The following is a 20,244-nucleotide window of genomic DNA, read 5'->3' as shown; positions in this document are numbered from 1 at the left end:
AAAGTGATCATAACTTTGAAAAAGCGCTCATACCCAGCCAAATTTCGCTCATAACCAACATCTCAAACACGCAAAAAAGCGAGTAGGCATCAGCATCACTGACATCTACCCGCTTATTACCATTCAATGTACTGCTTTTTCTCTAGATTTGAACTCTTCCCAGTTGCTGATTTCATATGTTGGGATGTTTCTTGATGTATTTTCTAATCCATTTGGGTTATACCAACATGTATCGATGCCGAAATTAATACCTCCACGAATATCTGATGTTAACGAATCACCCGTCATCAACACCCGTGATTTATCCGTCACTCCAAGTCGATCCATCGCTTCTTGGAAAATTTCAGGGCGTGGCTTTTGGAAGCCAGCCTCATCTGACGATACAATTGTTTCAAATCGATTGTTCAAAGTGGATATTGCGACGCGCGCTATTTGAGCTTTGATGAAACCATTGGTCACGATTGCAAGTCGAACATCCCCGAGACGATCCAACATTTTGATGACGCCATCAATCATATGGGCCTCTTTGCCGAGGAATGTTAAATATGTATCAGAAAATGCTACAGGATCTAAGTCAATGGAAAATTTATCGAACAATTGTTGGAAACGTCCAACGTTCAACTCTGCCATTGTAGTCGTTCCTTCTTCTAATTGTTGCCAAAGTACTTTACTAATTGCTTTATATTCTGCACGATAAGCGTCTAACCCTTCAGAGAGTCCTGCTTGAATGAATGCATTTCGGAATGCATTTTGCTCACCCGTGTCAAATTCCATCAGCGTGTCATCTAAATCGAAAAAGAAAACATCGTATTTCATCTAATCATCACCTGTCTGTTTAAGTAGTTGGTAAAAGTATATCACTCCCACAACATTGAAAACAAGCGTTGTAATTTGAGAACATCGTAGCAAATGAGAACACATATATTCACTTTTATGTACGTTTTTCCAGAATATTTTCCGTTTGAATTTCAAACCGGAGGGTATTCAACAAGTGAAGCAAATCATGAGGAGGTCGAAGCGATAATGTCATTAAGTGAAGAACTTCAGACTCTGAAAGATTACCATTGTGAAAACCGGTGTGTACTAAGTGTTTATTTGAGTACGAATCCAGCTGAACGGGATCAGCAGTTTGGTGCGTGGAGGATTCATTTGAAATCGGGTTTAAAGCGTCTAGAGGAATATTTGGATGTCTCAAGCGACCCTAAAGAAGTAGAAGCATTTAAAAAAGCCAAAGCCAGAGTAACGGAAGAAATCGAAAGGAATCGAAACGACTTGAAAAAAGGAGTCGTGATTTTTGCAGCGGACGACCCCGATTTATGGTCTGTCCATTATGTCCAAGTTGCAGTGAAAACAAGCTTTCATTGGGAGGATCATCCTGTAATCGATGAGCTGCACTATATGTTAAAGGCGTATCCGAATTCAGGAGTCATTATGCCAAGCGCTGGGAATGTCCGTATTTTAGACACTGCCATGGGCTATGTAGAGGATGATTTAGTCTTTTACTTCGACCAGGGTCTGGATGTCTGGCAAGAACAAAAGAGCAAGAATCCTTCAGACAATCGAACGGCCGGTGGCAGTCGCGTTGATGATTTGGACCAAGGGCTGAAAGAAAACTTGGAACGTTTCTATAAATCCATGGCATCTGATATCGATAAAATGAAAAAAGAACGCCATTGGGATGAAATTCACGTCATTGGTGAAGCTGAGTCTTCTCAGTCATTCGCCGCTGCGATGAATCAGAAACCTAAAAGTGTGCTGCATAAAAACTTAAATAACTCGACTCCAGATAAAGTGCTACATGAAGTCTTTGAAAAATGATTTTTTCAATTAAACGTCCCTTTATGAGGGGCGTTTTTTCGTCGCAATATAATGACAAATCGCATTCTGCTTAAAACTGTGGTAGGATTTATAACAAAACTAGATTAGGACGTGAACATTGATGATTAACATTACTATTCCTGAAATTGACGTAAAAATTGAACAGCGGCTACAAAAAGTATCCGTAAACATTGTGCCCATTAAGCCGATTTGTGGGTTCGTAGACCTACACGAAATTCCACGCGACAAAGGCGGAATCATTTTATTCTACAACAAGCAAGACGAGTTACTATTTGTTGGGAAAGCACGAAAGCTACGTCCACGTGTGAAAAAGCACTTGGAAGACAACGTATCACCATTGAAGCCACATCGTGAAGAAATTAATAAAATCGCAGTAATCAATGTAGACGATGCGATGGAACGTGAAATTTACGAAACTTACATCATCAACACAATGCAGGCAAAATACAATACCGATAAAGTCTTTTTCGAGTAATACCAAGGAGGCAAGCACTTTGGACAATCGAATTGAACATGTGTTGAATGAACTAAAAACTTCACTTGGTCTTAAGAAGTTTGTGCTTCACACATACTCACTTTCACAAGAGGTGTCTGCATTTGGCGGATTTGATATCCTGCTATCTGCAGACTGGCTTCCGCCTGCAGTCGAAATCCCTGAAGAGGACGACTTGTTACCAGACGGAACAGTTTCCGTAAGATATTCGTTGCGTTACCAACAACTGCTACTTGCTACAACTCAAGGTGAACGCTCATTTGCTGAAGCTTTAGCTACAAGCGAAGAGCAATTCATCCAATGGACTGAGCAGCAAACAGGTTTGGATTTTGAGGATGACTTCATACTGACCAATCGTTCCGAAACTGCAATTGAAGGTGCTGTTATTCATAATGGCATACCTGTGCAAACGGACGGTTTTTTAGAGCTCGAATGGGATGAATCCGGACGACTCCTTTTCTGTACGTTACCATTAGTTGTAACCAAACAGTTTGAAGAAGTACCATTTTCATTAACGCTTGAAGCAATTGAATCATTAGTTCGCGAGCAGCTTACACCGATCCGATTACCAATCGAGGATGAAGCTCGTTTTGCAGATTACTTTGCAATCGATGAAGTTTTCATCACGCAGGATAGAACGGTATTGCCTTACTTCACTGAAGAACAGTCTGCCGAATTTTCAAGCAACGTCTTACAATGGCAAACTTCAAGTAAATACGAGGTTAACCAACAAACTATTCATCCACTACTACGTGAACTTAGTCCGGATGAAGCCTATTCTGTACTCGCACATCCCGAGAATAGAATAACTGATGAAACTGTGCAACGATGTGTTCAATCAGCAACTGCATTTTTGTCTGCAAAGCTGCCAGAAGAATCAGGCGAATGGGAAGTCTATCGAATTTTGCAACAACCTAACAGTATAGAAGTTGTGTGCCGTAAAATCGATGAAACTGCTGGTCCGCTTCGTAGGAAGTTAGTTTTAATGCTTCACAAAGATACATATGAACTGTTGAATTTTTTAGATTCGATTGAAATGGCTCAACTTTTTGAAGGATTCACTCAAGCTCTTGTCCAAACAATTTCCCAAGAAGAAGCTTTTGAATTGATGGTCGACTACATTACTCTCGATCCGAGATATGTATACCACCAATCATCGGGCATCTATAAACTTTGCGGATTGCTGGATGCTGAGGAATGTGTGGATGCCGTGACAGGCGAACTGAAACAACTAAATGATTTGTAAACTTTCTGGTTTGCTTGAAACGGGGTTTGAGAATGAAAGAACGGGAACAGTGGACATCTAAAATTGGATTTATATTAGCAGCAGCCGGAAGCGCTATTGGTCTGGGTGCTATTTGGAAATTCCCTTATATGGCGGGGATGAATGGTGGAAGTGTGTTTGTTCTATTATTCATAGTGAGTACACTACTTATCGGACTACCGATCTTACTAGCGGAATTTGTAATTGGTCGAAGAGGGCAAGCAGATGCTGTCACTTCACTTGAAAAATTGTCGAAGAGTAAGAAATGGAACTGGGTCGGATGGATGGGGTTACTCGCTTCGTTCATCATCTTGTCATTCTATAGTGTCGTCGGAGGTTGGATTTTATCCTATCTCATTCGTTCGCTAACAGGAGGACTCTCAGGAGCCGATTATGGCGGTCTCTTTAATGATATTATTGCAGATCCGATGGAAGTACTGATTGCACAGGCTGCGTTCTTAGCGATCACTGTGTGGATTGTCCAAAGCGGAATACGTGGCGGAATTGAAAGAGCTAGCCGTTGGATGATGCCTTTGTTATTTGTATTCTTCATTTTACTCGCTGTTCGTTCACTGACACTAGACGGAGCTATGGAAGGAATTCGATTCCTATTCGTCCCAGACTGGAGCTATTTGACGGCGAAGACATTCCTTCTAGCACTTGGCCAAGCCTTCTTCTCCTTAAGTGTTGGGGTTACAGCAATGATGACATATGCGTCCTATTTGCAAAAAGAAGAACGTCTCGGTCAGTCTGCAGTGAATGTATCGATTTTGAACATCATCATTTCACTGTTAGCAGGGATCGTGATCTTCCCAGCAGTCTTTGCTCTAGGCCAGTCACCAACTGAAGGTCCAGGACTCATTTTCGTCGTCTTACCTGCTATTTTTAACGAAATACCGTTTGGCGGATTCTTCCTAATCGTCTTCTTCATTCTTATGCTATTTGCTACATTGACGTCAGCTATAGCGATGCTCGAGATAGTCGTATCTACAGGCATTCGCAAGAAACACGATCGACGGAGACGGGCAGCTTGGATGTTCGGTGGACTGATTTTCTTAGTAGGTATTCCAAGTGCACTGTCATTCGGTCTCCTCGGAGATGTAAAGATTGCCGGTGGTACTATATTTGACTTTGCTGATCTGCTCACAAGTCGTATCGCTATGCCACTTGGTGCATTAGCAGTTTCAATCTTTGCAGGATATGTATTAAGTCAAAAAGACACTGCAGAAGAGTTGGATATGAATCCAGTCATTCATATGATTTGGAAAACACTTTTACGTTATATAGTTCCGGCTGCCATTATCATTATTTTTGTGACATGGGTAGTTAGTTTATAATCAAAAGCCCTGTGCCCTCGTGCGCAGGGCTTTTACTATACAACAAAACCATGGATGTAAAATTCAGTAACTTATTGACAATCCTGTTTCCAATTGAGAAAATAAGGAAGAAGTAATTCAAGAAAGTGTACCGTTCTGCTTTTTTATGGAAAAATGTGTGAAAATTGAAACTTTAAATGGAGTAATCCGTACAAATTAGTAAGAAACAAACTAAAACAAAAAACTTTGAAACGAGAGAGAGGAATGGCCATGAGTGTTCAATCGATAATGAAGAAGTTTGGTTTGCTTGCTGCAGCTGTACTAGCGTGTGTTGTAGTAACGGGATGCTCACAAAAGGGGGAAGCTGTAGAGAAAGTGGAGGCACCATCAGAGAAGGAACTGGCAATTGAAAAAGTAGAAGCAGTACTTAAACAAATGACGAATGCTCCAGACAACGAATATCAGAAGTTATTAAGAGAAGCGATGGATGGGGGAGTGCACGAATTTGGAAGTGCTGAACACCTTGAAGCGGAAGCAGCATTGGAAAACTATATTAAGGATTTGTATCAATCCTACTTTACTGAAGATGGGCTATCAGAATTCCGAGCAACTGCTATGGACTCTCAATTTCAGATGTATGATGACGTAGATTATAAACTTGAACTGCTAGAATCAGGAGTGAAGCAAAGTGATGTTGATACAGCAAGTAATCAATTCCACATTACAGCAGTTGTTGAGTTGACTGTACCAAACAAAGAACCAACTAAACACAAGTTTGTGGGTCTAGCGATTATAAATAAAAAAGAAGGCAAAATAGGGCGCTTCAGTATTGGGCAAAAAGACCCTACTCTTAATCATGTATTTAATGAACTGATTAATAGCCAATAATTGTAACGAAAACAGATGATCTTTTTAAAATCATCTGTTTTTGTTATTACTGATGATTATTTCCTGTCAGACTATCAAAGCACACTTTGAAAAGGAGAGGAAGATTAAAAAATCATGGGATTTCTTGTTCGAAATCGACAGTTCAACAATAAAAAGATATATCCTTAAACTGAAACAACTCAATTATATACTGGATGCTTGTAGTGATAATTTATGAATCCAACATCAAATATAAGAAACACTAGGTTTACTATCAGATACAATCATATTCTACAGATAATCTTCAGCGAATTCCAAGAAATCACAAGTTCGGTTCTTCTGTCTTAATCAATTCGGAAAGTATTAAATAGCGCAGAATTTGTGGGCAATTATATAGTAGAAAGTTAAATTAGGGGGAAGATACATGAAAACGCACCAAATTAACGAACAAGTTAGAAACTTCACGAAACAACACCAGTTATTCGAGGATGATGAAATTCAACAAATTCAACTGCAACATAGACTCAATCTCGTCGCAGCTTTTAATATTCACGAAGGTAGCAGCGTCTTAGAAATTGGATGTGGTCAAGGGGATACAACAATGGCAATTGCCCACGCAATAGGCAAAACGGGGAAGGTAGTGGCAATCGATAAAGCGAGTCGCGAATACGGATCACCATTTACGTTAGGCCAAGCAACTGATCATATTTTGCAGTCAGACCTAGGAGAACGAATTACGTTTCATCTGGAAACGGATTTTAATAGCTTTCAAGTTGAAACTGAATTTGATGTAGCTATATTCTCAAACTGCTCCTGGTACTTTAAAGATCCAAATGAGTTACTCAGTTTCCTCAAAAGACTACGTCTACTAACTAAGCGAATTTGTTTTGCGGAATGGGATCTTCAATTTACTGAGATGAACCAACGTGCTCATTTTTGCGCAGTTTCAATACTTGCTCTTTATTCACAATTTGTAGAAAATGAATGCAACGTTCAAACTTTATTTACCAAATCTCAAATCCAGCAATTATTACAACAAGCCGCATTTCAAGTTGATCAGCATAGCAGTGTAGATGCGACATTCTTACCCGATGCTAAATGGGAGAAAGCGTATGCGAATACTATCCGTACAACGTTCATACAAGCTGTTCCACAAATGGAACCACTTCTAACTAGTTATTATGATGTGATGAATGAAAAGGAAGATGACGAACTAGCTTTAAATAGTTTTGTGATATCTGCGACATAACGTGCTCTTAATAAAATCATAACGGATTGATTTCAAGCGGGTGACGGTAAATGGGAAGTGAATAACAAAAATGGAGGGAGTATAAATGCCTGTCAAAATCAAACGAATCTATTATGAAGCAGAAAAGTCCGATGGTATGTGAACTTAGTAGACCGAGTCTGGCCACGTGGCGTCAGTAAAAAGGATGCAATACTGGATGAGTGGGTGAAAGAAGTCGGACCTAGCAAAGACCTTCGGCAATGGTTTGACCATGACACAGCTAAGTATGGTGAGTTTAAAGAAAAGTATAAAGAAGAATTGAATTCCAACAACGAGCAAAAATAAGCAATGGATCAGTTAAAGAGTTGGACCAAAGAGCATGATAAAAAGTTAATGCTTCTATTCGGAGCAAAAGACGAAAAACATAACCAAGCAGATGTGCTAAAAGAAATATTGGATCATCAATAATTCAACTGGTCCAAAGGTGATTAGACTCCACGAAAACCTTACAAAAAAAAGCCGTCACTCAGGACGGCTTTTTTCACATTTCCTTATGCGTAAACGGACATTTTCCTTCAATCGGTTCACTGTCATCTCCTATGAAAAACTGTTTCCATTCATGATGGGTCGGATCTCCAAAGTGACTAATATCGGGGTGTTTCGGTAACTGATCCCATGCTTCTACACGTTCCCGTACTTTATCCCGTGACATGATTCCGCCTTTTTCTATACCTTTTAAGCCTTCGAAAATTTTGCGGGGTTGAAATCCAATCACCATTGCATTTCCTAAATCACGCGTTTTGCGTTGCTTATAGGCGGGGGTGTTACCAAACGCAAAGATCGCTTCACCATGAAATCTGAAATCCCATAAGTGGTGCTCTGGATTCCGAGGGCTTTCTTCTGGCCAGTTGATTTCATCAACCTCATGTAAATACTGAAGAATGCTCCAAAACTGTTTACGATATTCTTCCAGTGTTCCTTCTGTTTTAAATGGCTCAACGAAAACGAACAACCCATGTCGTTTATACTTGGGGTCATCAAAGAGAGCTAAGAAATCGATGAGTGCCAGCGGGAGATTACTCCAATCCTTTTGCGTGATATAGGCATAACGTAATTCACCTTTTAGTTGACCATTAATACCAAAATAGCACGGAAACGTTTTATCAGTTACCGTATTCTTGAACGTTTCGTATTCAGAAACCAACCACTCTGGTAAATCATTACGTGTTTCAAAATCCTCTTTTGTCAATAAAGCACTTTTTGTATGAATCAATTCATGCATTCCTTTCCGCACATTTCTCACTTCTAACAATACGTTTCAGAATATGTTCCTATGACTATGTATAAATCATAGAAGCATATCATATACTACTAATCACAGAGGCGCGGCACCACTCTGTCCCGCGATTGGGGCACTTTCGGCGGAAAGTGGAAAAGAATACGCAGCCTATTCCGACTGGGGATTGCCTAGTAGTGCCGCAACATACATACGTTAATTATGCACGAAATTACCGTGAAAAAATAACCCGTTATTCTCGATTTAAATCGAGGGATAACGGGCTTTTTCAACATTATTCTAAGCCGCAAGATTTTGGAATTTAATCGTGTTTACATTTGAACTGCAGCGCTAAAAGATCTGACTTACATTATTAAAGAAACAATCGAGTATAGATTAAATTCCTTTGCAGATAATAAACTAACGTTCAAATATGCAGGGGGGGAGAAAATCATGAAACGTGCTGCGATTTTGGCTCTAATAGCATCTACTTTATTCATTATATTTTTTAACTTTAATGTCTTCGCTACGGATAAAGGCCGGCCGTATTATGAGGAAAAGGGACTTGTGCTATGGGATGTTAAAACCGAAAATAAGGTAGTCGCGATTACGTTCGATGATGGGCCACATCCTAAATATACTAAAGAAATCTTAGATGTTTTGGAAAAGCATCAAGCAAAAGCAACATTTTTCGCGCTAGGTCAACACGCGGAGAAGTACCCAGATCTTGTGCTGCGAGAATTTAATGATGGCCACGAGGTTGCAAATCATACGTACTCACACTCCAAATTTAAAACAACTAAACAATTTAAACAGGAATTAATTGATACGAATGAGGTCATATATGGAATCACAGGTACTTATCCTAAACTTTTTAGACCTGTGGAAGGGAATTATAATGATCGACTCATCAATATTGCTGTAGAGCAAAACTTTAAAGTTGTCATGTGGTCGTGGCATCAAGACACTGAGGATTGGAAGGAGCCAGGTGTTACTAAAATAGTGGAGAAAATTTTGACAGGAACTAAGCCAGGAGATGTAATTTTGTTTCATGATGGAGGTGGGAAACGATCTCAAACGGTTCAAGCACTTGATGAAGTTTTGCCAGAACTTCGAAAACAAGGATATGAATTTGTAACAGTAACTGAACTCATGAACAACTCTAATGCAGAAATCTCCCGCTGACCTAATCTAGAAGAAGTGAATGAGCATAGAAAAGCGGCGATTCTTATATAGGCGCCGCTCACTTTGATTAAGTGGTATAAACCGAAACTTGAGATAAAATGATTCGCAGCTTAATCTTTAGATGAATAATGCGTTCTTAGAATTCTAATAGGATGAACTAGAAAATACATCATACAGAATCTTTTCTATTCCATTTGGTTTGATAGGTTGGACAATTCTTGAAATCGTAGTTGATAATAAAACCACTGTTACATTATATTCCCTTCATACTCTTCCTAACTATCCTGTATACTGATAAATAGAATAAGCAGGATGGACAGAGGGTAATCGAATGAAAAAGATTAGGTTTAATTGGAAGAAAGTCTTGTTACTAGTTGTCATCGTCTTTTTCGGGATTCAAGTGATTGGTGGTATATTTTTCTATGACCTAGCCATAAAGAGAGGTCCAAAAGACTTTCTTCAAAACAATGCAGACTTAGAAGTAGCAGATGATACCATGGATCTCTATATTAATGGGGATTGGACAAAATGGGTCGATGACCAGGATTTCGAAACGCTTTCGCTGACTTCACGTGACGGATTGAAGTTATCGGGATATTATTTACAAGCTGAAAAACCAACGAACAAACTCGTCATTTTAACACATGGCTATCTTGGCCACGCGAAGCAAATGGGGTTGTTCGGGATATTTTACTATCAAGAATTAGGCTATAACATTTTCATGCCGGACGCACGCGGACACGGAAAGAGTGAAGGGAATTATTATGGGTTTGGATGGCCAGATCGCCTCGATTTGATTGACTGGACGGACTTATTAGTAGATAAATTAGGAACAGACACTGAAGTTGTTTATCATGGATTATCCATGGGGGCAGCTACTGTCCTTATGGCAAGCGGGGAAGCCGAGCTGCCACCTGAGGTAAAAGCAATCGTTGCAGATAGTCCTTACGGATCTGTCTATCAACTATTCGCCTATCAAATGAAGCGTATGTTCCATCTTCCTGCTTTTCCTTTGCTCGATAGTACAAGTATCGTTACAAAGGCTAGGGCGGGATACTTATTTAGAGAGGCGAGTGCATTGAAACAAGTACAACGTACGGATGTTCCAATTCTCTATATCCACGGAAAAGCGGACACATTCGTGCCCGTTAAAAATGCGATAGAGTTGTATGATAAAACTTCAAGCAGCACTGAGCTTTTCTTAGTAGATGGAGCGAACCATGGTGAGTCCTTCGCGAAAGAACCTGAAGCTTACAAGGAAAAAGTAAAACAATTTCTTCAACACACTTTGAAATGAAACAAGAGTCTGCGTATTAGGGAATTCAAATTCCTTAGTAGCAGACATTCTTTTATATCATACAGACATCCCATGGAACAGTTGAGTAATCACTCACTTTTTGTTGTTTATAACTTAATTTGAGAATACAATAGAAGAAATTGAGCGAGGATTTTAAATGGATCATACAGTATGCCTTCGAGGGGTTCGGAAAAGCTTTGGTAAACAAGTTATTCTTAAAGATATTGATTTTACAAGTAATGCAGGGCAGATTTATGGACTGATTGGCCCTTCTGGTGCAGGGAAAATGACAGTTGTCAAGATGATCGTCGGGATGGATGCAGCAGACGAGGGGACTGTATATCTGTTAAATAAGAAAATGCTTAACTTGGAAATTCTTCGAAACATCGGGTATATGGCTCAATCAGATGCCTTGTATACAGCACTTACTGGTAAAGAAAATCTTCAGTTTTTTGCATCGCTCTATAAACTGAGTAAAACAGAACGCGCTGAAAGAATTGCTTATACTGCCAACTTAGTAAACTTGACCTAAGAACTTAATAAGAAAGTATCCGGGTATTCTGGTGGCATGAAGCGCCGATTATCGCTAGCAATCGCTTTAATTCAAAATCCTAAAGTCCGCATTTTAGTTGACCCTCAGTAGGCATCGATCCTCAACTGAGAGTGAATATCTGGAACGAATTACATAGATTAAAGAATGAAGAAAGCAAAACAATTATTGTCACGACTCATGTTAGGGATGAGGCAGAAAAATGCGATTCGATTTCAATGGTTCGAAAAAGATTGATAATTGCGCACGGTAGACCTAGTCAACTAAAGCAACACTATTCGGTGGATACGCTTGACGATGTGTTCTTGCATGCAGGCGGTAACATACGATGAGAATCCCCGCACTTATAAAAAGAATCCTATTGCAAATCGTCCGAGACAAACGAACACTTGCACTGCTTTTCGTGGCTCCCTTATTAGTCTTAACACTTATGAACTTAGTCTTTAATGGGAATGCGGTTAATCCGGTATTAGGGATTGAAAATGAAAGCGAACAAACGATTGACGGACTAATAGATGAAGGTATTCAAGTGAAGGTATATGAGCAAGTTTCCGATGTAAAAAATGAAATCAATCGAAATGATCTAGATGGATTTTACAAGTACAATACATTAACCTTGCTAAATTACGACCCAGCTGTTGCAAAAGGCTTGGAGGTGAAAGTGAAGCAAGTCCTTAACAAAGAAGTTCAGTTACAAATGATGGGCGAAAACAACACGATTTTTGGGAAAGCGGATCCACAGGACGCTGTAGCAACCGACTATGTGTATGGAAGTAGAGACACAGAGTTTTTTGACACGTTCAGTCCTATATTAGTCGGATTTTTTGTCTTCTTCTTCGTTTTCTTAATTTCCGGTATTGGGCTTTTAAATGAAAAAACGACTGGTACTCTAGAACGATTACTAGCTACTCCCATTAAAAGAGGAGAAATTGTTGCAGCATATCTCCTAGGGTACGGTCTGCTCGCTATCGTGCAAACCATAATAGTCGTGGTTTACGCACTCAATGTATTGGACTTGACGATAGTGGGGTCCGTTTGGAATGTAATTCTCATAAATGTGGTCGTAGCGCTTGTTGCATTATCACTTGGGATGTTGTTGTCAACGTTCGCCAGTTCGGAATTTCAAATGATCCAATTCATTCCACTTGTCATTGTGCCGCAAATCCTTTTCTCTGGAATCTTCTCTATTGAAGGAATGGCGGGGTGGCTGCAAATGTTCGCAAAACTAATGCCATTCTATTATGCAGCGAATGCGCTAAAAGGTGTTATGCACATGGGATTCAACTTAACTGATATTAGCAGAGACTTGTATATTTTGTTAGCTTTCGCAGTGGTGTTCATTATACTAAATTGGTTTGCACTGAAAAAATATCGTAGACTATAAGCATAAGATGCATTAAGAATAATAAAAGCTGGTGACCTGGCATGGTAAATAAAAACGTTTTAAATGCTATGGCGGAAACGATAAAACCGTTGGGTAAGAAAACGGTAAAACAAGAACAGATTTTAGATGCAGCCATTACACTTTTTGCGGAAAAAGGCTATTCCAATACATCCACAGCTGAAATAGCTGAAGTGGCAGAGGGGACGATATTCAAGCAGTATGGAACGAAGGAAAACTTATTATTATCCCTATTGGTTCCGTTTATCAAAGATTTTCTACCTGTAATGGCAGATGAATTAGTCAAAGAACTTATGAACGATGATATTTCCTTTGAAGAATTCTTAAGGAGTTTATTCAAGAACCGTACTGCATTTTTCTTAGAGAACCGAGAAGTTTTTCAAATCTTCATAAAGGAATTAATTTATAGAGAAGATCTGAAAAATGAGCTGCTTCCTTATATAATTGAGAATGCATCCTCAGGTTTTATAAAAGTAATCGAGATTTTTCAAAAACGAGGAGAACTCGTTGATAAAGAGCCAGAGTTCATCTTGAAAACACTAAGTACAGTCATTTCCGGCTTCTTCATATCCCGTTTTGTCTTGTTAAACAGGCATTCCATCAGTGATGAGGAAATTGATGGGATAACTTTTTCAATACTAAATGGCATTGGCAAAGTAGATAGTATAACAACGTAGGTTTTAAAGAAATAAGTTACTTTGTTGGGAGACTAGAAGACGGGTAAGTCTTTTAGTTTCTATATCCGCTAATCTCACTGGGATAGGCAAACGACTTTCTCTATTAATTAAGTTTATTGTGAATTCTGTAGCTGTTGATAAATCAATATAGTTTCCACAAGAAACAAATATGGGTTTTACATTTTTGTGGGTTCTCAGTGCCCTTCCATACACTTCGTTTTCGAAGATTATATCTTCGTAAGAATTGTTTACATTAATTGGAGGGATGAAACGGACATCTTCTATTTTATAGTAGCTTTTTGCGATGCCAATTGTTGGTTTGTTTAAGAAGAACGAAGCGTGTGTGGCTATTCCCATCCGCCTTGGATGCAATATTCCATTTCCGTCAAACATAAATAGATCAGGTGTACAGGTCAGTTTTTTAGCCGCTTCAATAATCAATGGCAGTTCTCTAAACGCTAAATATCCTGGTATGTATGGCACGGTTACTTTGCCTGCACTAATCGCTTTTTCGATGACGTTCATGGTTTCCACATTGATAACCATAATACAACATATCCCATATTCACTGCTTTTTAAATTGCAATATGCAACATCTACCCCGGCGATAAGCTTTATGTTCTTGCTAGTAAAGGTATCTCTTAATACAACCCGCTCAGAAAGAACGGATTGGATGCTAGTGAACTTTTCTAAATCAATATCAAATGGATGAATATCAAAGATTTGCATGATTATCTCCTACTCTTAATATGCATTCGTTTTGGTGTATCTGTAATCTCATGAACCGTTTTTATAGTGGTAGTATACCCATAGGAAACTTAATCAACATCTTATTTTGCCGATTTGCAAGAATTGATTATTTCGCAAAAAATCTATATGAACTGTTTGAACTATAATTGGGAGTATAACGATTCCTGAGATTAAACACTTGAAGGAGGTGCTTATAGTTGGATAATGTACTGCGATTGTCTGATACGAACTGCACTCATGCAAAGCCGATAATTAGAAAGGCGATACTTTGTATGGGGCGAAAAATTTATTGAATCGCTAACTAGCTTCTTCTGATCAATTGGCTTTGCTCCCTTATTCGAATTTAAAATGAGGAGCGAGTGAAATTGACATACGTAAACGCACAGAATGTTTTACCTGAAGAACTGATTGTAGAAATCCAAAAGTATGTACAAGGTGAAACGCTGTATATCCCAAAGCACGAAGATACATTCAAAAAATGGGGAGTAGCTAGTGGGAGCAGAAAGAGATTAGATCGACGTAATTCTAAAATACGTGAACGTTTTACCAATGGTTCGACCATTGATGAACTAGCGGAGTCCAACTATCTCTCTGTTGAAACCATTAAAAAGATTGTCTACTCTCATAACTAGAATAGTGTAAGAACCCCTATGCGTGATGGTATTCGCATAGGGGTTCTTATGTATAGAATGACTCTAACTGATTCTCTCTCTAGTAGATTGGATCTTTTTCATTTAGAATAAATATATTGAATTGGTAGCTGTTAATTAGGAGTGATGCGTTATGACCGAAAGATTTATTAAAAATGAACAATTTAACTTCATCTGTAAGCAAGTAGCATTCATAAAAGATAGTATTAGACAACATATCCCTCCCCAAGTTCTAGCTTCTGTTTATGAATTATCGAATGAAAGAATTATGAATTGCATTCCCAACATGACGGCATTCCAAAGAGATATTTTGGACTGTACAAATTTAAAGACAACAGATGAATACGACCAGACTATAGTCGATATAGATGCCTATCGCCTGCCATTCCCTACGATTACCGATTTACAACTTAAGAAACTGTTTCCAAAAACGAAAAAGTTAAAGCTGCCGGATTTATCGAACATTGACTTAAAGCAGATTACATACTTAAGTTGGAATGATAGCAGATCCAATCGCAAGTACATATTATACGATCTGGATGGCACACTCGTAGGGATTGAATGTTCGTTTTCACCCTCTACTACGAATAATACGTGTTCAATTTGCCATGGCAAGGGAGCTGTCACTTTTTTTACGACGATTACTAAAGAGAAAAAGCAAAATAATCCCGATTATTTCAGAACGATAGGCAATCTGATTTGTGCAGACAGTCATGAATGCAACCAAAAAATTACTGACGTTACTTACTTAGAAAAATTGTTACGAGAATCTTTGCGAAAGTGATTCGTTTTTTTGCTGCTGACGCGAGATTATAGAACTTTTCAAGAAAAAATAGGTCTGTTTTGCAAAAATAGAACGTACCATAAAACCGATACATTCGTTGTTTTAATTAAGCGAGTTATCTGTATTATTAAGAGTAGCCATCCCGCTAGATTTTATGTGTAGCGGAGGTAGCTGCTCTTTTGCGTTAGGGATTATCAGGTATGATCATTCTCGTGTTCTCGATACGGATTTTCGGAAAATAAATTTTTTAAAACTTTTTCCCTACATCAGTGTCTAATGTACAAAAAGCGGGGTGAGTGTGTGGGGGATTACGAACTTGCAAAACAAGCGAGTCAAGGTAATGAAGATGCTTTTCTAGCACTAATGCATGTTCATAAGGTGGCCTTATATCGAACCGCTTTATCCTATTTAAAGAATAATCCAGATGCCATTCAAGCCGTACAGGAAGTGACGGTTCGCGCTTTTCAAACTATACATACACTACGTAAACCAGAATATGCAAAAACGTGGATGATCCGGATTATGATGAACTATTGCAACGATGTGTTGAAGATGAGAAGGCGTATAACTCTGGATGAAGAAGTTTTAGGTCGAACTGCAATTAGTGATGATTACACGTTTCTCGAAGTCGATGAAGCTTTAGATCGTTTATCAGAAGAAGAGCGGGACTTAATCCATCTCAAGTATTTACATGACATTAAGCTGAAAGACATTGCAGCAATGACTTCTACGCCTGAAGGTACAGTTAAAACAAGATTGTATAAAACTGTAAAAAAGTTGAGGAAGCTTATTGAAGTGAAAGGAGGCAGACACAATGAATGACAAGGATGATGAGTTAAAGAGGTGGAGGGAAACTCTGGAGAATCACGAAATACCAGAATTCGACTTGGACAAAGCAATTCATCTAGGAGTCAACCAAGTAAGGCAGCAAAATCCTTTGAAAAAGAAGAAGCGTTTTAAACGCCCGCTCATTGCCGGGCTTGCCGTTGCTGTAATGTGTCTCCTATTCGTCACCACCATTCGAAGCTCACCGGCTTTTGCAGATGCAATCTCAGCTTTTCCAGGAATGAAAAAAATCGTTGCACTCATTCAAGACGACCAAGGATTAAAGTCAGCCATCCAGAATAAGCATTTCCAAAAGATCGGTGTATCTGATGAGACGTCAGGAGTTCAAATTACATTAGATGGTGTCATACCAAGCGCACAAAACCTTGTATTGTTCTATACGATCTCCTATAAAAAAAATCATCGCAGTGATTTTTTGCAAAACGTTTGGATTCGGGGGGCAAACGGAGAAGATTTGGATCTTGCATCGGTGTGGCACAATCCTTCAGAAGATTACGAGACAGCGAATACTTCCACGAATGCGATTTCCGTTGATTTTATTAAACCAATATCTAAGAAGGATGTCGTAGTAGAATTTGATTTCATCGGTGGCTATGGAGAGAAGGAAACCATTCAGTTACCCTTTACGATTGATAGTGACGATGTGCCGAGCTACACGTATGCGGTTAATCAAAAAGTGATCATTGATGAACAATCTTTGGTCGTTCAACAAGTCACGATCAATCCAGTCATTACGTCCGTAGAAATCGAGTATGACCCGAATAATACGAAAGAGATCTTTGGGATTGACGATTTATCAATTAAAGGGAAGTGGGGAAGCAAGTGGACTCCGTTAAAAAACGGCGTTACTTCAAGCACAACAGATGATTTCCCGAATCGAGTGACTTATTATCTGCAAAGCAGCTACTTTACAAATAATAAAAAGCTTAGCCTTCAAATCGGAGAAGTAATGGCACTCGACAAACAAGAAATAGAGTTAGTCATTGATACTGCATCTGAAGAGATCGTGAAGCAGCCAAAAGATAATCGATTCAGCAATGTAAGAGTTAGCGGCGGAGAACTTCTAATCGACTTTGAAGGTGAAACAGACTTCTATGATTACCCAGTTAGTATTGATTTTAAGGATGCACAAAAAGAAGTACATCAATTCGAGTATTGGAGTGGACATCCGAACGGCGAGGAGAAGACCATATTGATGATGAAACTGCCAGAGTCTCCTATAGAAAATCCGATTACTTTAAAAATCAATGGATATCCAAGTTATTTAGAGCAAGACAGTCCATCCACAATAGTGCTTAAGTAAGCATGAAAAAACCAACCTGTTGCGTGCGGCACAGGTTGGTTTTTAGTCTTAAGCTTTTTTCGCAATAAACCCTATTGGTAGCCGCTTTACTAAATAGTAACCAAAAACAGCCAATGTGATGAGAAATGGTCCTAGTAAATGTCCGCTTAGGCTTTCAACGGATGCAGCAGTAATCCAAGATAGTGCATAGCTAATAGCAAAAAACAAAGCGAGAATTCGGATATGGTTTACCACAAAAGAATATAACGTATTTGCATTCTTTGTGAAAACGATTAATGCATAGAGACCTACTAATGCAATTAAAGCTGTTTCGATAAGAACCGAATAACTGAGTAGCGTATCCAGTTTTAGGAACTCTGCTTTCGTGATTTCCCCGGTAGTAAGAAATGGCTGACTGACTTTAGATTTGTACATCTCAATAGCGATATATGCAACATTGATAGCTGCCAGGATGAAGATGTATAGTTGGAAAAGCCGGCTGGTTGTATTACGGGTTACTTTATTCTCGGATACAGTCTTCATGTGATCACCATTCCATTCAATTAGTAAATTCTAAAGTAAAAACAGTAATCATTAAACCACTATAAGGTATAATGTGTATGAATAGTCTAATTATACGGAGAATTTTTTGAGATTTCAAGATATTTTTGTTTGAGGTAGTCGTTACTTCGAATGGTTAACGAACGAATCATTGGAATGAGGAATTATATGGGGATTATCGTAATTACATTACTAGTACTGTATAGTATGATCCTTTTCAGAAATGGGATTCAAATGCATGATGTCATGCTTGAGTACACAGTACTATTTTTAATTAGCACTTTTTTAATTTTACTTCTCTGGAAAGCATGGGGAACACTGTCCAAATCCTTTAAATTGTTAATTACCACGTTGCTTGTCATGCAAGTTTCTTTCATTAGTTATGAAGCTTATGTTAGTGAACCTAAGTATCTATCAAATGAACAAAATAGCTTACTATTACTATTAGCAGGCTCACCTGATTATCTGCAACTAAAATTGACGTCTGAGGATCTGAAAACTGTTCAAGTTATTGGAGATCCGAAACAAGGGAGTTTTGACCACCCTTACGATTATATCGTAGAAATTACAACAACCAAAAATAAAGAAGTATATCAATTTATTTGCAAAGGAAACGGACCAACCTGTGAAGAGTTGGGATTTAGGGAGCAAGTACTCCAACAAAGATGAAAAAACGAATATAAAAAGAAGAAGAGAACCCAACATGTGATTGGTGTTTTCTTCTTCTTTTTAGTGCATGAAGTTAAGGATTTTTTAGAATTTCCTCTTCAGGTTGAATCGGTACTTTTGTTTTTTCTCCTTGGGTGATTAAAAAAAGTGAATCAAGATTACCGGAGAACTCTTTTTGGACTGCAATCACAAAATTTCTCGGACTCAAATCAGCAGTACATACTTCAGCTAAAGGAGAAAAATTGACTGTTATCTCTTTTGACACAGCCTCTACATTCATCGTACCAATTTCATATGGACAGCTGCTGGATTCGAACATCCCGATAAATAAAAGATCATTTTCCTTTAAATCGACTTCAGGAATCCCTCCTTCGAGGTGAAATTGCTGCCACATTGCTTCATAATTTTGCTGATTAGTGACGCGAACTGCAACATAGTTTTTGGGATCTTGTATTCCAGCGATACGTTCAAATCCACTCGGCAACGTCTTTTCAGAAGCAACCAAATGGGCGCTTTCAGGTGATTGCTGTTCTTTTTCCTTTGAAGTACAACCTGCAACAATTATCGCTAAGCACGTAATAATGAGAATTAGTGATTTTTTCATGCAGTTCCTCCTTTTGACTATAGACATACAATCGAACGGAAACGTTACACGGAAAGTTGGATTCAGGTTTCCAGAATGACTCCGGTTCTGTTGGCTCTATTTTGTTAGCTTTTGTATTCACAGACGTTAAATAAACTTCCTATATACCCTCGGCTTTCCATACTCGTTCAATAATCACTTGGTCATCATCGATTTGGATTAGAAAAATATCAGGGTTGCTGAGACTTCTCCAATCCTTAAATCCAAATTCTCCATAATAATGCTTCAACGCGAGTGACAAAAGATTGCCATGCGTCACAATGACTGAGGTCTCCACATCACTTTCTTCAAGAACTTCAATAATTCGGTCCTTTGCCTCTAAGCTGGATTCACCACTAGCATATCGTAATTCCATATCCTCGAAGCTAGCCTCTAATTTCTCTAACCAATCCGAGAGATTTTCATTACTTAACACGCGTTCTGCAATCGTTCATCTGTTTCAAGCGGGATGCCGGCTTTTATTGTAAAAGGGAATATGGATTGTAGCGCACGCTTGAAGGGGCTCGAAATAATCCGGTCAACATGCCTAGTTGAGAAGAAATCAGCTATGAGTTCAGCTTGCTTCATACCGTTCTGAGTTAAAGGTGCATCAGCAGCTTGTCCTTCTGCTTCACAATGTCTAATAAGGTATAATCTTTTCAACCTAATCACACCTATCCAATTTC

At 38.8% G+C, this 20,244-nt stretch carries 23 protein-coding genes and 1 pseudogene; 17 read left to right on the top strand and 7 right to left on the bottom strand.

Features of this window, described 5'->3' with window-relative positions; all coding sequences use genetic code 11:
- Positions 1-123 precede the first annotated feature (123 nt).
- The gene (locus ACRPI0_RS07325) at positions 124-816 is read right to left on the bottom strand and encodes a YjjG family noncanonical pyrimidine nucleotidase (RefSeq protein ID WP_432355681.1); all 693 of its coding nucleotides are present in this window, start codon (positions 814-816) and stop codon (positions 124-126) included.
- Positions 817-1,023: 207 nt separating this feature from the next.
- Between ACRPI0_RS07325 and ACRPI0_RS07320 the strand changes: the two genes are divergently transcribed.
- The 7 genes from ACRPI0_RS07320 (at position 1,024) to ACRPI0_RS07290 (ending at position 7,352) form a co-directional block, all read left to right on the top strand.
- The gene (locus ACRPI0_RS07320; RefSeq protein ID WP_432355680.1) at positions 1,024-1,818 is read left to right on the top strand and encodes a VLRF1 family aeRF1-type release factor; all 795 of its coding nucleotides are present in this window, start codon (positions 1,024-1,026) and stop codon (positions 1,816-1,818) included.
- Positions 1,819-1,939: 121 nt separating this feature from the next.
- Positions 1,940-2,314: a nucleotide excision repair endonuclease gene (locus tag ACRPI0_RS07315; protein ID WP_432355679.1), complete on the top strand. Its 375-nt coding sequence runs from the start codon at positions 1,940-1,942 to the stop codon at positions 2,312-2,314.
- A gap of 19 nt (positions 2,315-2,333) precedes the next feature.
- Positions 2,334-3,578 carry a hypothetical protein gene (locus ACRPI0_RS07310; RefSeq protein ID WP_432355678.1) on the top strand — a complete coding sequence of 415 codons (1,245 nt, stop codon included), beginning with the start codon at positions 2,334-2,336 and terminating at the stop codon, positions 3,576-3,578.
- A gap of 32 nt (positions 3,579-3,610) precedes the next feature.
- Positions 3,611-4,933 (top strand): sodium-dependent transporter, encoded by a 1,323-nt coding sequence (locus ACRPI0_RS07305; protein ID WP_432355677.1) that lies wholly within the window; start codon positions 3,611-3,613, stop codon positions 4,931-4,933.
- Positions 4,934-5,182: 249 nt separating this feature from the next.
- A complete protein-coding gene (locus ACRPI0_RS07300) occupies positions 5,183-5,800 on the top strand; it encodes a hypothetical protein (RefSeq protein ID WP_432355676.1) in 618 nt (205 codons plus the stop codon).
- 403 nt (positions 5,801-6,203) lie between these two features.
- Positions 6,204-7,028 (top strand): class I SAM-dependent methyltransferase, encoded by an 825-nt coding sequence (locus tag ACRPI0_RS07295; protein ID WP_432355675.1) that lies wholly within the window; start codon positions 6,204-6,206, stop codon positions 7,026-7,028.
- Positions 7,029-7,166: 138 nt separating this feature from the next.
- Entirely contained in the window at positions 7,167-7,352 is a 186-nt protein-coding gene (locus ACRPI0_RS07290) for a DUF488 domain-containing protein (protein WP_432355674.1), read from the top strand.
- 196 nt (positions 7,353-7,548) lie between these two features.
- Here the strand turns inward: ACRPI0_RS07290 and ACRPI0_RS07285 are convergent, their stop codons facing one another.
- Complete coding sequence (locus ACRPI0_RS07285) at positions 7,549-8,289, bottom strand: YqcI/YcgG family protein (protein WP_432355903.1); 741 nt, start codon at positions 8,287-8,289, stop codon at positions 7,549-7,551.
- A 447-nt stretch (positions 8,290-8,736) separates the two neighbouring features.
- Between ACRPI0_RS07285 and ACRPI0_RS07280 the strand changes: the two genes are divergently transcribed.
- The 5 genes and pseudogenes from ACRPI0_RS07280 (at position 8,737) to ACRPI0_RS07260 (ending at position 13,394) form a co-directional block, all read left to right on the top strand.
- A complete protein-coding gene (locus ACRPI0_RS07280; RefSeq protein ID WP_432355673.1) occupies positions 8,737-9,468 on the top strand; it encodes a polysaccharide deacetylase family protein in 732 nt (243 codons plus the stop codon).
- A 331-nt stretch (positions 9,469-9,799) separates the two neighbouring features.
- Positions 9,800-10,765 carry an alpha/beta hydrolase gene (locus ACRPI0_RS07275; protein ID WP_432355672.1) on the top strand — a complete coding sequence of 322 codons (966 nt, stop codon included), beginning with the start codon at positions 9,800-9,802 and terminating at the stop codon, positions 10,763-10,765.
- Between the two features lie 157 nt (positions 10,766-10,922).
- A pseudogene (locus ACRPI0_RS07270) lies at positions 10,923-11,647 on the top strand (ABC transporter ATP-binding protein).
- A complete protein-coding gene (locus ACRPI0_RS07265) occupies positions 11,644-12,699 on the top strand; it encodes an ABC transporter permease (RefSeq protein WP_432355671.1) in 1,056 nt (351 codons plus the stop codon). The pseudogene ACRPI0_RS07270 and the gene ACRPI0_RS07265 overlap by 4 nt, the downstream one beginning before the upstream one ends.
- Before the next feature lie 41 nt (positions 12,700-12,740).
- Positions 12,741-13,394, top strand: coding sequence for a TetR/AcrR family transcriptional regulator (locus ACRPI0_RS07260; protein ID WP_432355669.1), 654 nt, complete (start codon positions 12,741-12,743; stop codon positions 13,392-13,394).
- A 3-nt stretch (positions 13,395-13,397) separates the two neighbouring features.
- Here ACRPI0_RS07260 and ACRPI0_RS07255 read toward each other — a convergent pair whose 3' ends face one another.
- On the bottom strand, positions 13,398-14,123 hold the full coding sequence (locus tag ACRPI0_RS07255; RefSeq protein ID WP_432355668.1) for an endonuclease V: 726 nt from the start codon (positions 14,121-14,123) through the stop codon (positions 13,398-13,400).
- A 386-nt stretch (positions 14,124-14,509) separates the two neighbouring features.
- Between ACRPI0_RS07255 and ACRPI0_RS07250 the strand changes: the two genes are divergently transcribed.
- The 4 genes from ACRPI0_RS07250 to ACRPI0_RS07235 all read left to right on the top strand — a co-directional run bounded on the left by ACRPI0_RS07250 (position 14,510) and on the right by ACRPI0_RS07235 (position 17,727).
- On the top strand, positions 14,510-14,776 hold the full coding sequence (locus ACRPI0_RS07250) for a CD3324 family protein (protein ID WP_432355667.1): 267 nt from the start codon (positions 14,510-14,512) through the stop codon (positions 14,774-14,776).
- Between the two features lie 151 nt (positions 14,777-14,927).
- Positions 14,928-15,578, top strand: coding sequence for a FusB/FusC family EF-G-binding protein (locus ACRPI0_RS07245; RefSeq protein ID WP_432355666.1), 651 nt, complete (start codon positions 14,928-14,930; stop codon positions 15,576-15,578).
- Between the two features lie 300 nt (positions 15,579-15,878).
- Positions 15,879-16,400 carry a sigma-70 family RNA polymerase sigma factor gene (locus ACRPI0_RS07240; RefSeq protein WP_432355665.1) on the top strand — a complete coding sequence of 174 codons (522 nt, stop codon included), beginning with the start codon at positions 15,879-15,881 and terminating at the stop codon, positions 16,398-16,400.
- Complete coding sequence (locus ACRPI0_RS07235) at positions 16,393-17,727, top strand: DUF4179 domain-containing protein (RefSeq protein WP_432355664.1); 1,335 nt, start codon at positions 16,393-16,395, stop codon at positions 17,725-17,727. The genes ACRPI0_RS07240 and ACRPI0_RS07235 overlap by 8 nt, the downstream gene beginning before the upstream one ends.
- A gap of 48 nt (positions 17,728-17,775) precedes the next feature.
- Here the strand turns inward: ACRPI0_RS07235 and ACRPI0_RS07230 are convergent, their stop codons facing one another.
- Positions 17,776-18,249, bottom strand: a complete 474-nt coding sequence (locus ACRPI0_RS07230) for a hypothetical protein (RefSeq protein ID WP_432355663.1) — start codon at positions 18,247-18,249, stop codon at positions 17,776-17,778.
- Positions 18,250-18,435: 186 nt separating this feature from the next.
- Between ACRPI0_RS07230 and ACRPI0_RS07225 the strand changes: the two genes are divergently transcribed.
- Complete coding sequence (locus ACRPI0_RS07225; RefSeq protein ID WP_432355662.1) at positions 18,436-18,936, top strand: hypothetical protein; 501 nt, start codon at positions 18,436-18,438, stop codon at positions 18,934-18,936.
- A gap of 73 nt (positions 18,937-19,009) precedes the next feature.
- Here the strand turns inward: ACRPI0_RS07225 and ACRPI0_RS07220 are convergent, their stop codons facing one another.
- The 3 genes from ACRPI0_RS07220 to ACRPI0_RS07210 form a co-directional block, all read right to left on the bottom strand.
- Entirely contained in the window at positions 19,010-19,540 is a 531-nt protein-coding gene (locus ACRPI0_RS07220; RefSeq protein WP_432355661.1) for a hypothetical protein, read from the bottom strand.
- Between the two features lie 139 nt (positions 19,541-19,679).
- A complete protein-coding gene (locus ACRPI0_RS07215) occupies positions 19,680-19,994 on the bottom strand; it encodes a histidine phosphatase family protein (RefSeq protein ID WP_432355660.1) in 315 nt (104 codons plus the stop codon).
- Positions 19,988-20,221, bottom strand: a complete 234-nt coding sequence (locus tag ACRPI0_RS07210) for a histidine phosphatase family protein (protein ID WP_432355659.1) — start codon at positions 20,219-20,221, stop codon at positions 19,988-19,990. Before ACRPI0_RS07210 ends, ACRPI0_RS07215 begins: the two co-directional genes overlap by 7 nt.
- Positions 20,222-20,244 lie beyond the last annotated feature (23 nt).

The organism is Sporosarcina sp. A2, assembly GCF_050858885.1.
Taxonomy (GTDB): Bacteria; Bacillota; Bacilli; order Bacillales_A; family Planococcaceae; genus Sporosarcina.
This window is presented reverse-complemented; position numbering and strand designations above follow the sequence as displayed.

Excerpts from the sequence above, each read along its gene's own strand:
- ACRPI0_RS07265 (WP_432355671.1), top strand. The coding sequence starts at position 11,644 with ATGAGAATCCCCGCACTTATAAAAAGAATCCTATTGCAAATCGTCCGA.
- ACRPI0_RS07325 (WP_432355681.1), bottom strand. The coding sequence starts at position 816 with ATGAAATACGATGTTTTCTTTTTCGATTTAGATGACACGCTGATGGAA.
- ACRPI0_RS07285 (WP_432355903.1), bottom strand. The coding sequence starts at position 8,289 with ATGCATGAATTGATTCATACAAAAAGTGCTTTATTGACAAAAGAGGAT.
- ACRPI0_RS07320 (WP_432355680.1), top strand. The coding sequence starts at position 1,024 with ATGTCATTAAGTGAAGAACTTCAGACTCTGAAAGATTACCATTGTGAA.
- ACRPI0_RS07275 (WP_432355672.1), top strand. The coding sequence starts at position 9,800 with ATGAAAAAGATTAGGTTTAATTGGAAGAAAGTCTTGTTACTAGTTGTC.
- ACRPI0_RS07245 (WP_432355666.1), top strand. The coding sequence starts at position 14,928 with ATGACCGAAAGATTTATTAAAAATGAACAATTTAACTTCATCTGTAAG.
- ACRPI0_RS07235 (WP_432355664.1), top strand. The coding sequence starts at position 16,393 with ATGAATGACAAGGATGATGAGTTAAAGAGGTGGAGGGAAACTCTGGAG.
- ACRPI0_RS07230 (WP_432355663.1), bottom strand. The coding sequence starts at position 18,249 with ATGAAGACTGTATCCGAGAATAAAGTAACCCGTAATACAACCAGCCGG.
- ACRPI0_RS07225 (WP_432355662.1), top strand. The coding sequence starts at position 18,436 with ATGGGGATTATCGTAATTACATTACTAGTACTGTATAGTATGATCCTT.
- ACRPI0_RS07280 (WP_432355673.1), top strand. The coding sequence starts at position 8,737 with ATGAAACGTGCTGCGATTTTGGCTCTAATAGCATCTACTTTATTCATT.
- ACRPI0_RS07260 (WP_432355669.1), top strand. The coding sequence starts at position 12,741 with ATGGTAAATAAAAACGTTTTAAATGCTATGGCGGAAACGATAAAACCG.
- ACRPI0_RS07255 (WP_432355668.1), bottom strand. The coding sequence starts at position 14,123 with ATGCAAATCTTTGATATTCATCCATTTGATATTGATTTAGAAAAGTTC.
- ACRPI0_RS07295 (WP_432355675.1), top strand. The coding sequence starts at position 6,204 with ATGAAAACGCACCAAATTAACGAACAAGTTAGAAACTTCACGAAACAA.
- ACRPI0_RS07220 (WP_432355661.1), bottom strand. The coding sequence starts at position 19,540 with ATGAAAAAATCACTAATTCTCATTATTACGTGCTTAGCGATAATTGTT.
- ACRPI0_RS07305 (WP_432355677.1), top strand. The coding sequence starts at position 3,611 with ATGAAAGAACGGGAACAGTGGACATCTAAAATTGGATTTATATTAGCA.
- ACRPI0_RS07300 (WP_432355676.1), top strand. The coding sequence starts at position 5,183 with ATGAGTGTTCAATCGATAATGAAGAAGTTTGGTTTGCTTGCTGCAGCT.
- ACRPI0_RS07315 (WP_432355679.1), top strand. The coding sequence starts at position 1,940 with ATGATTAACATTACTATTCCTGAAATTGACGTAAAAATTGAACAGCGG.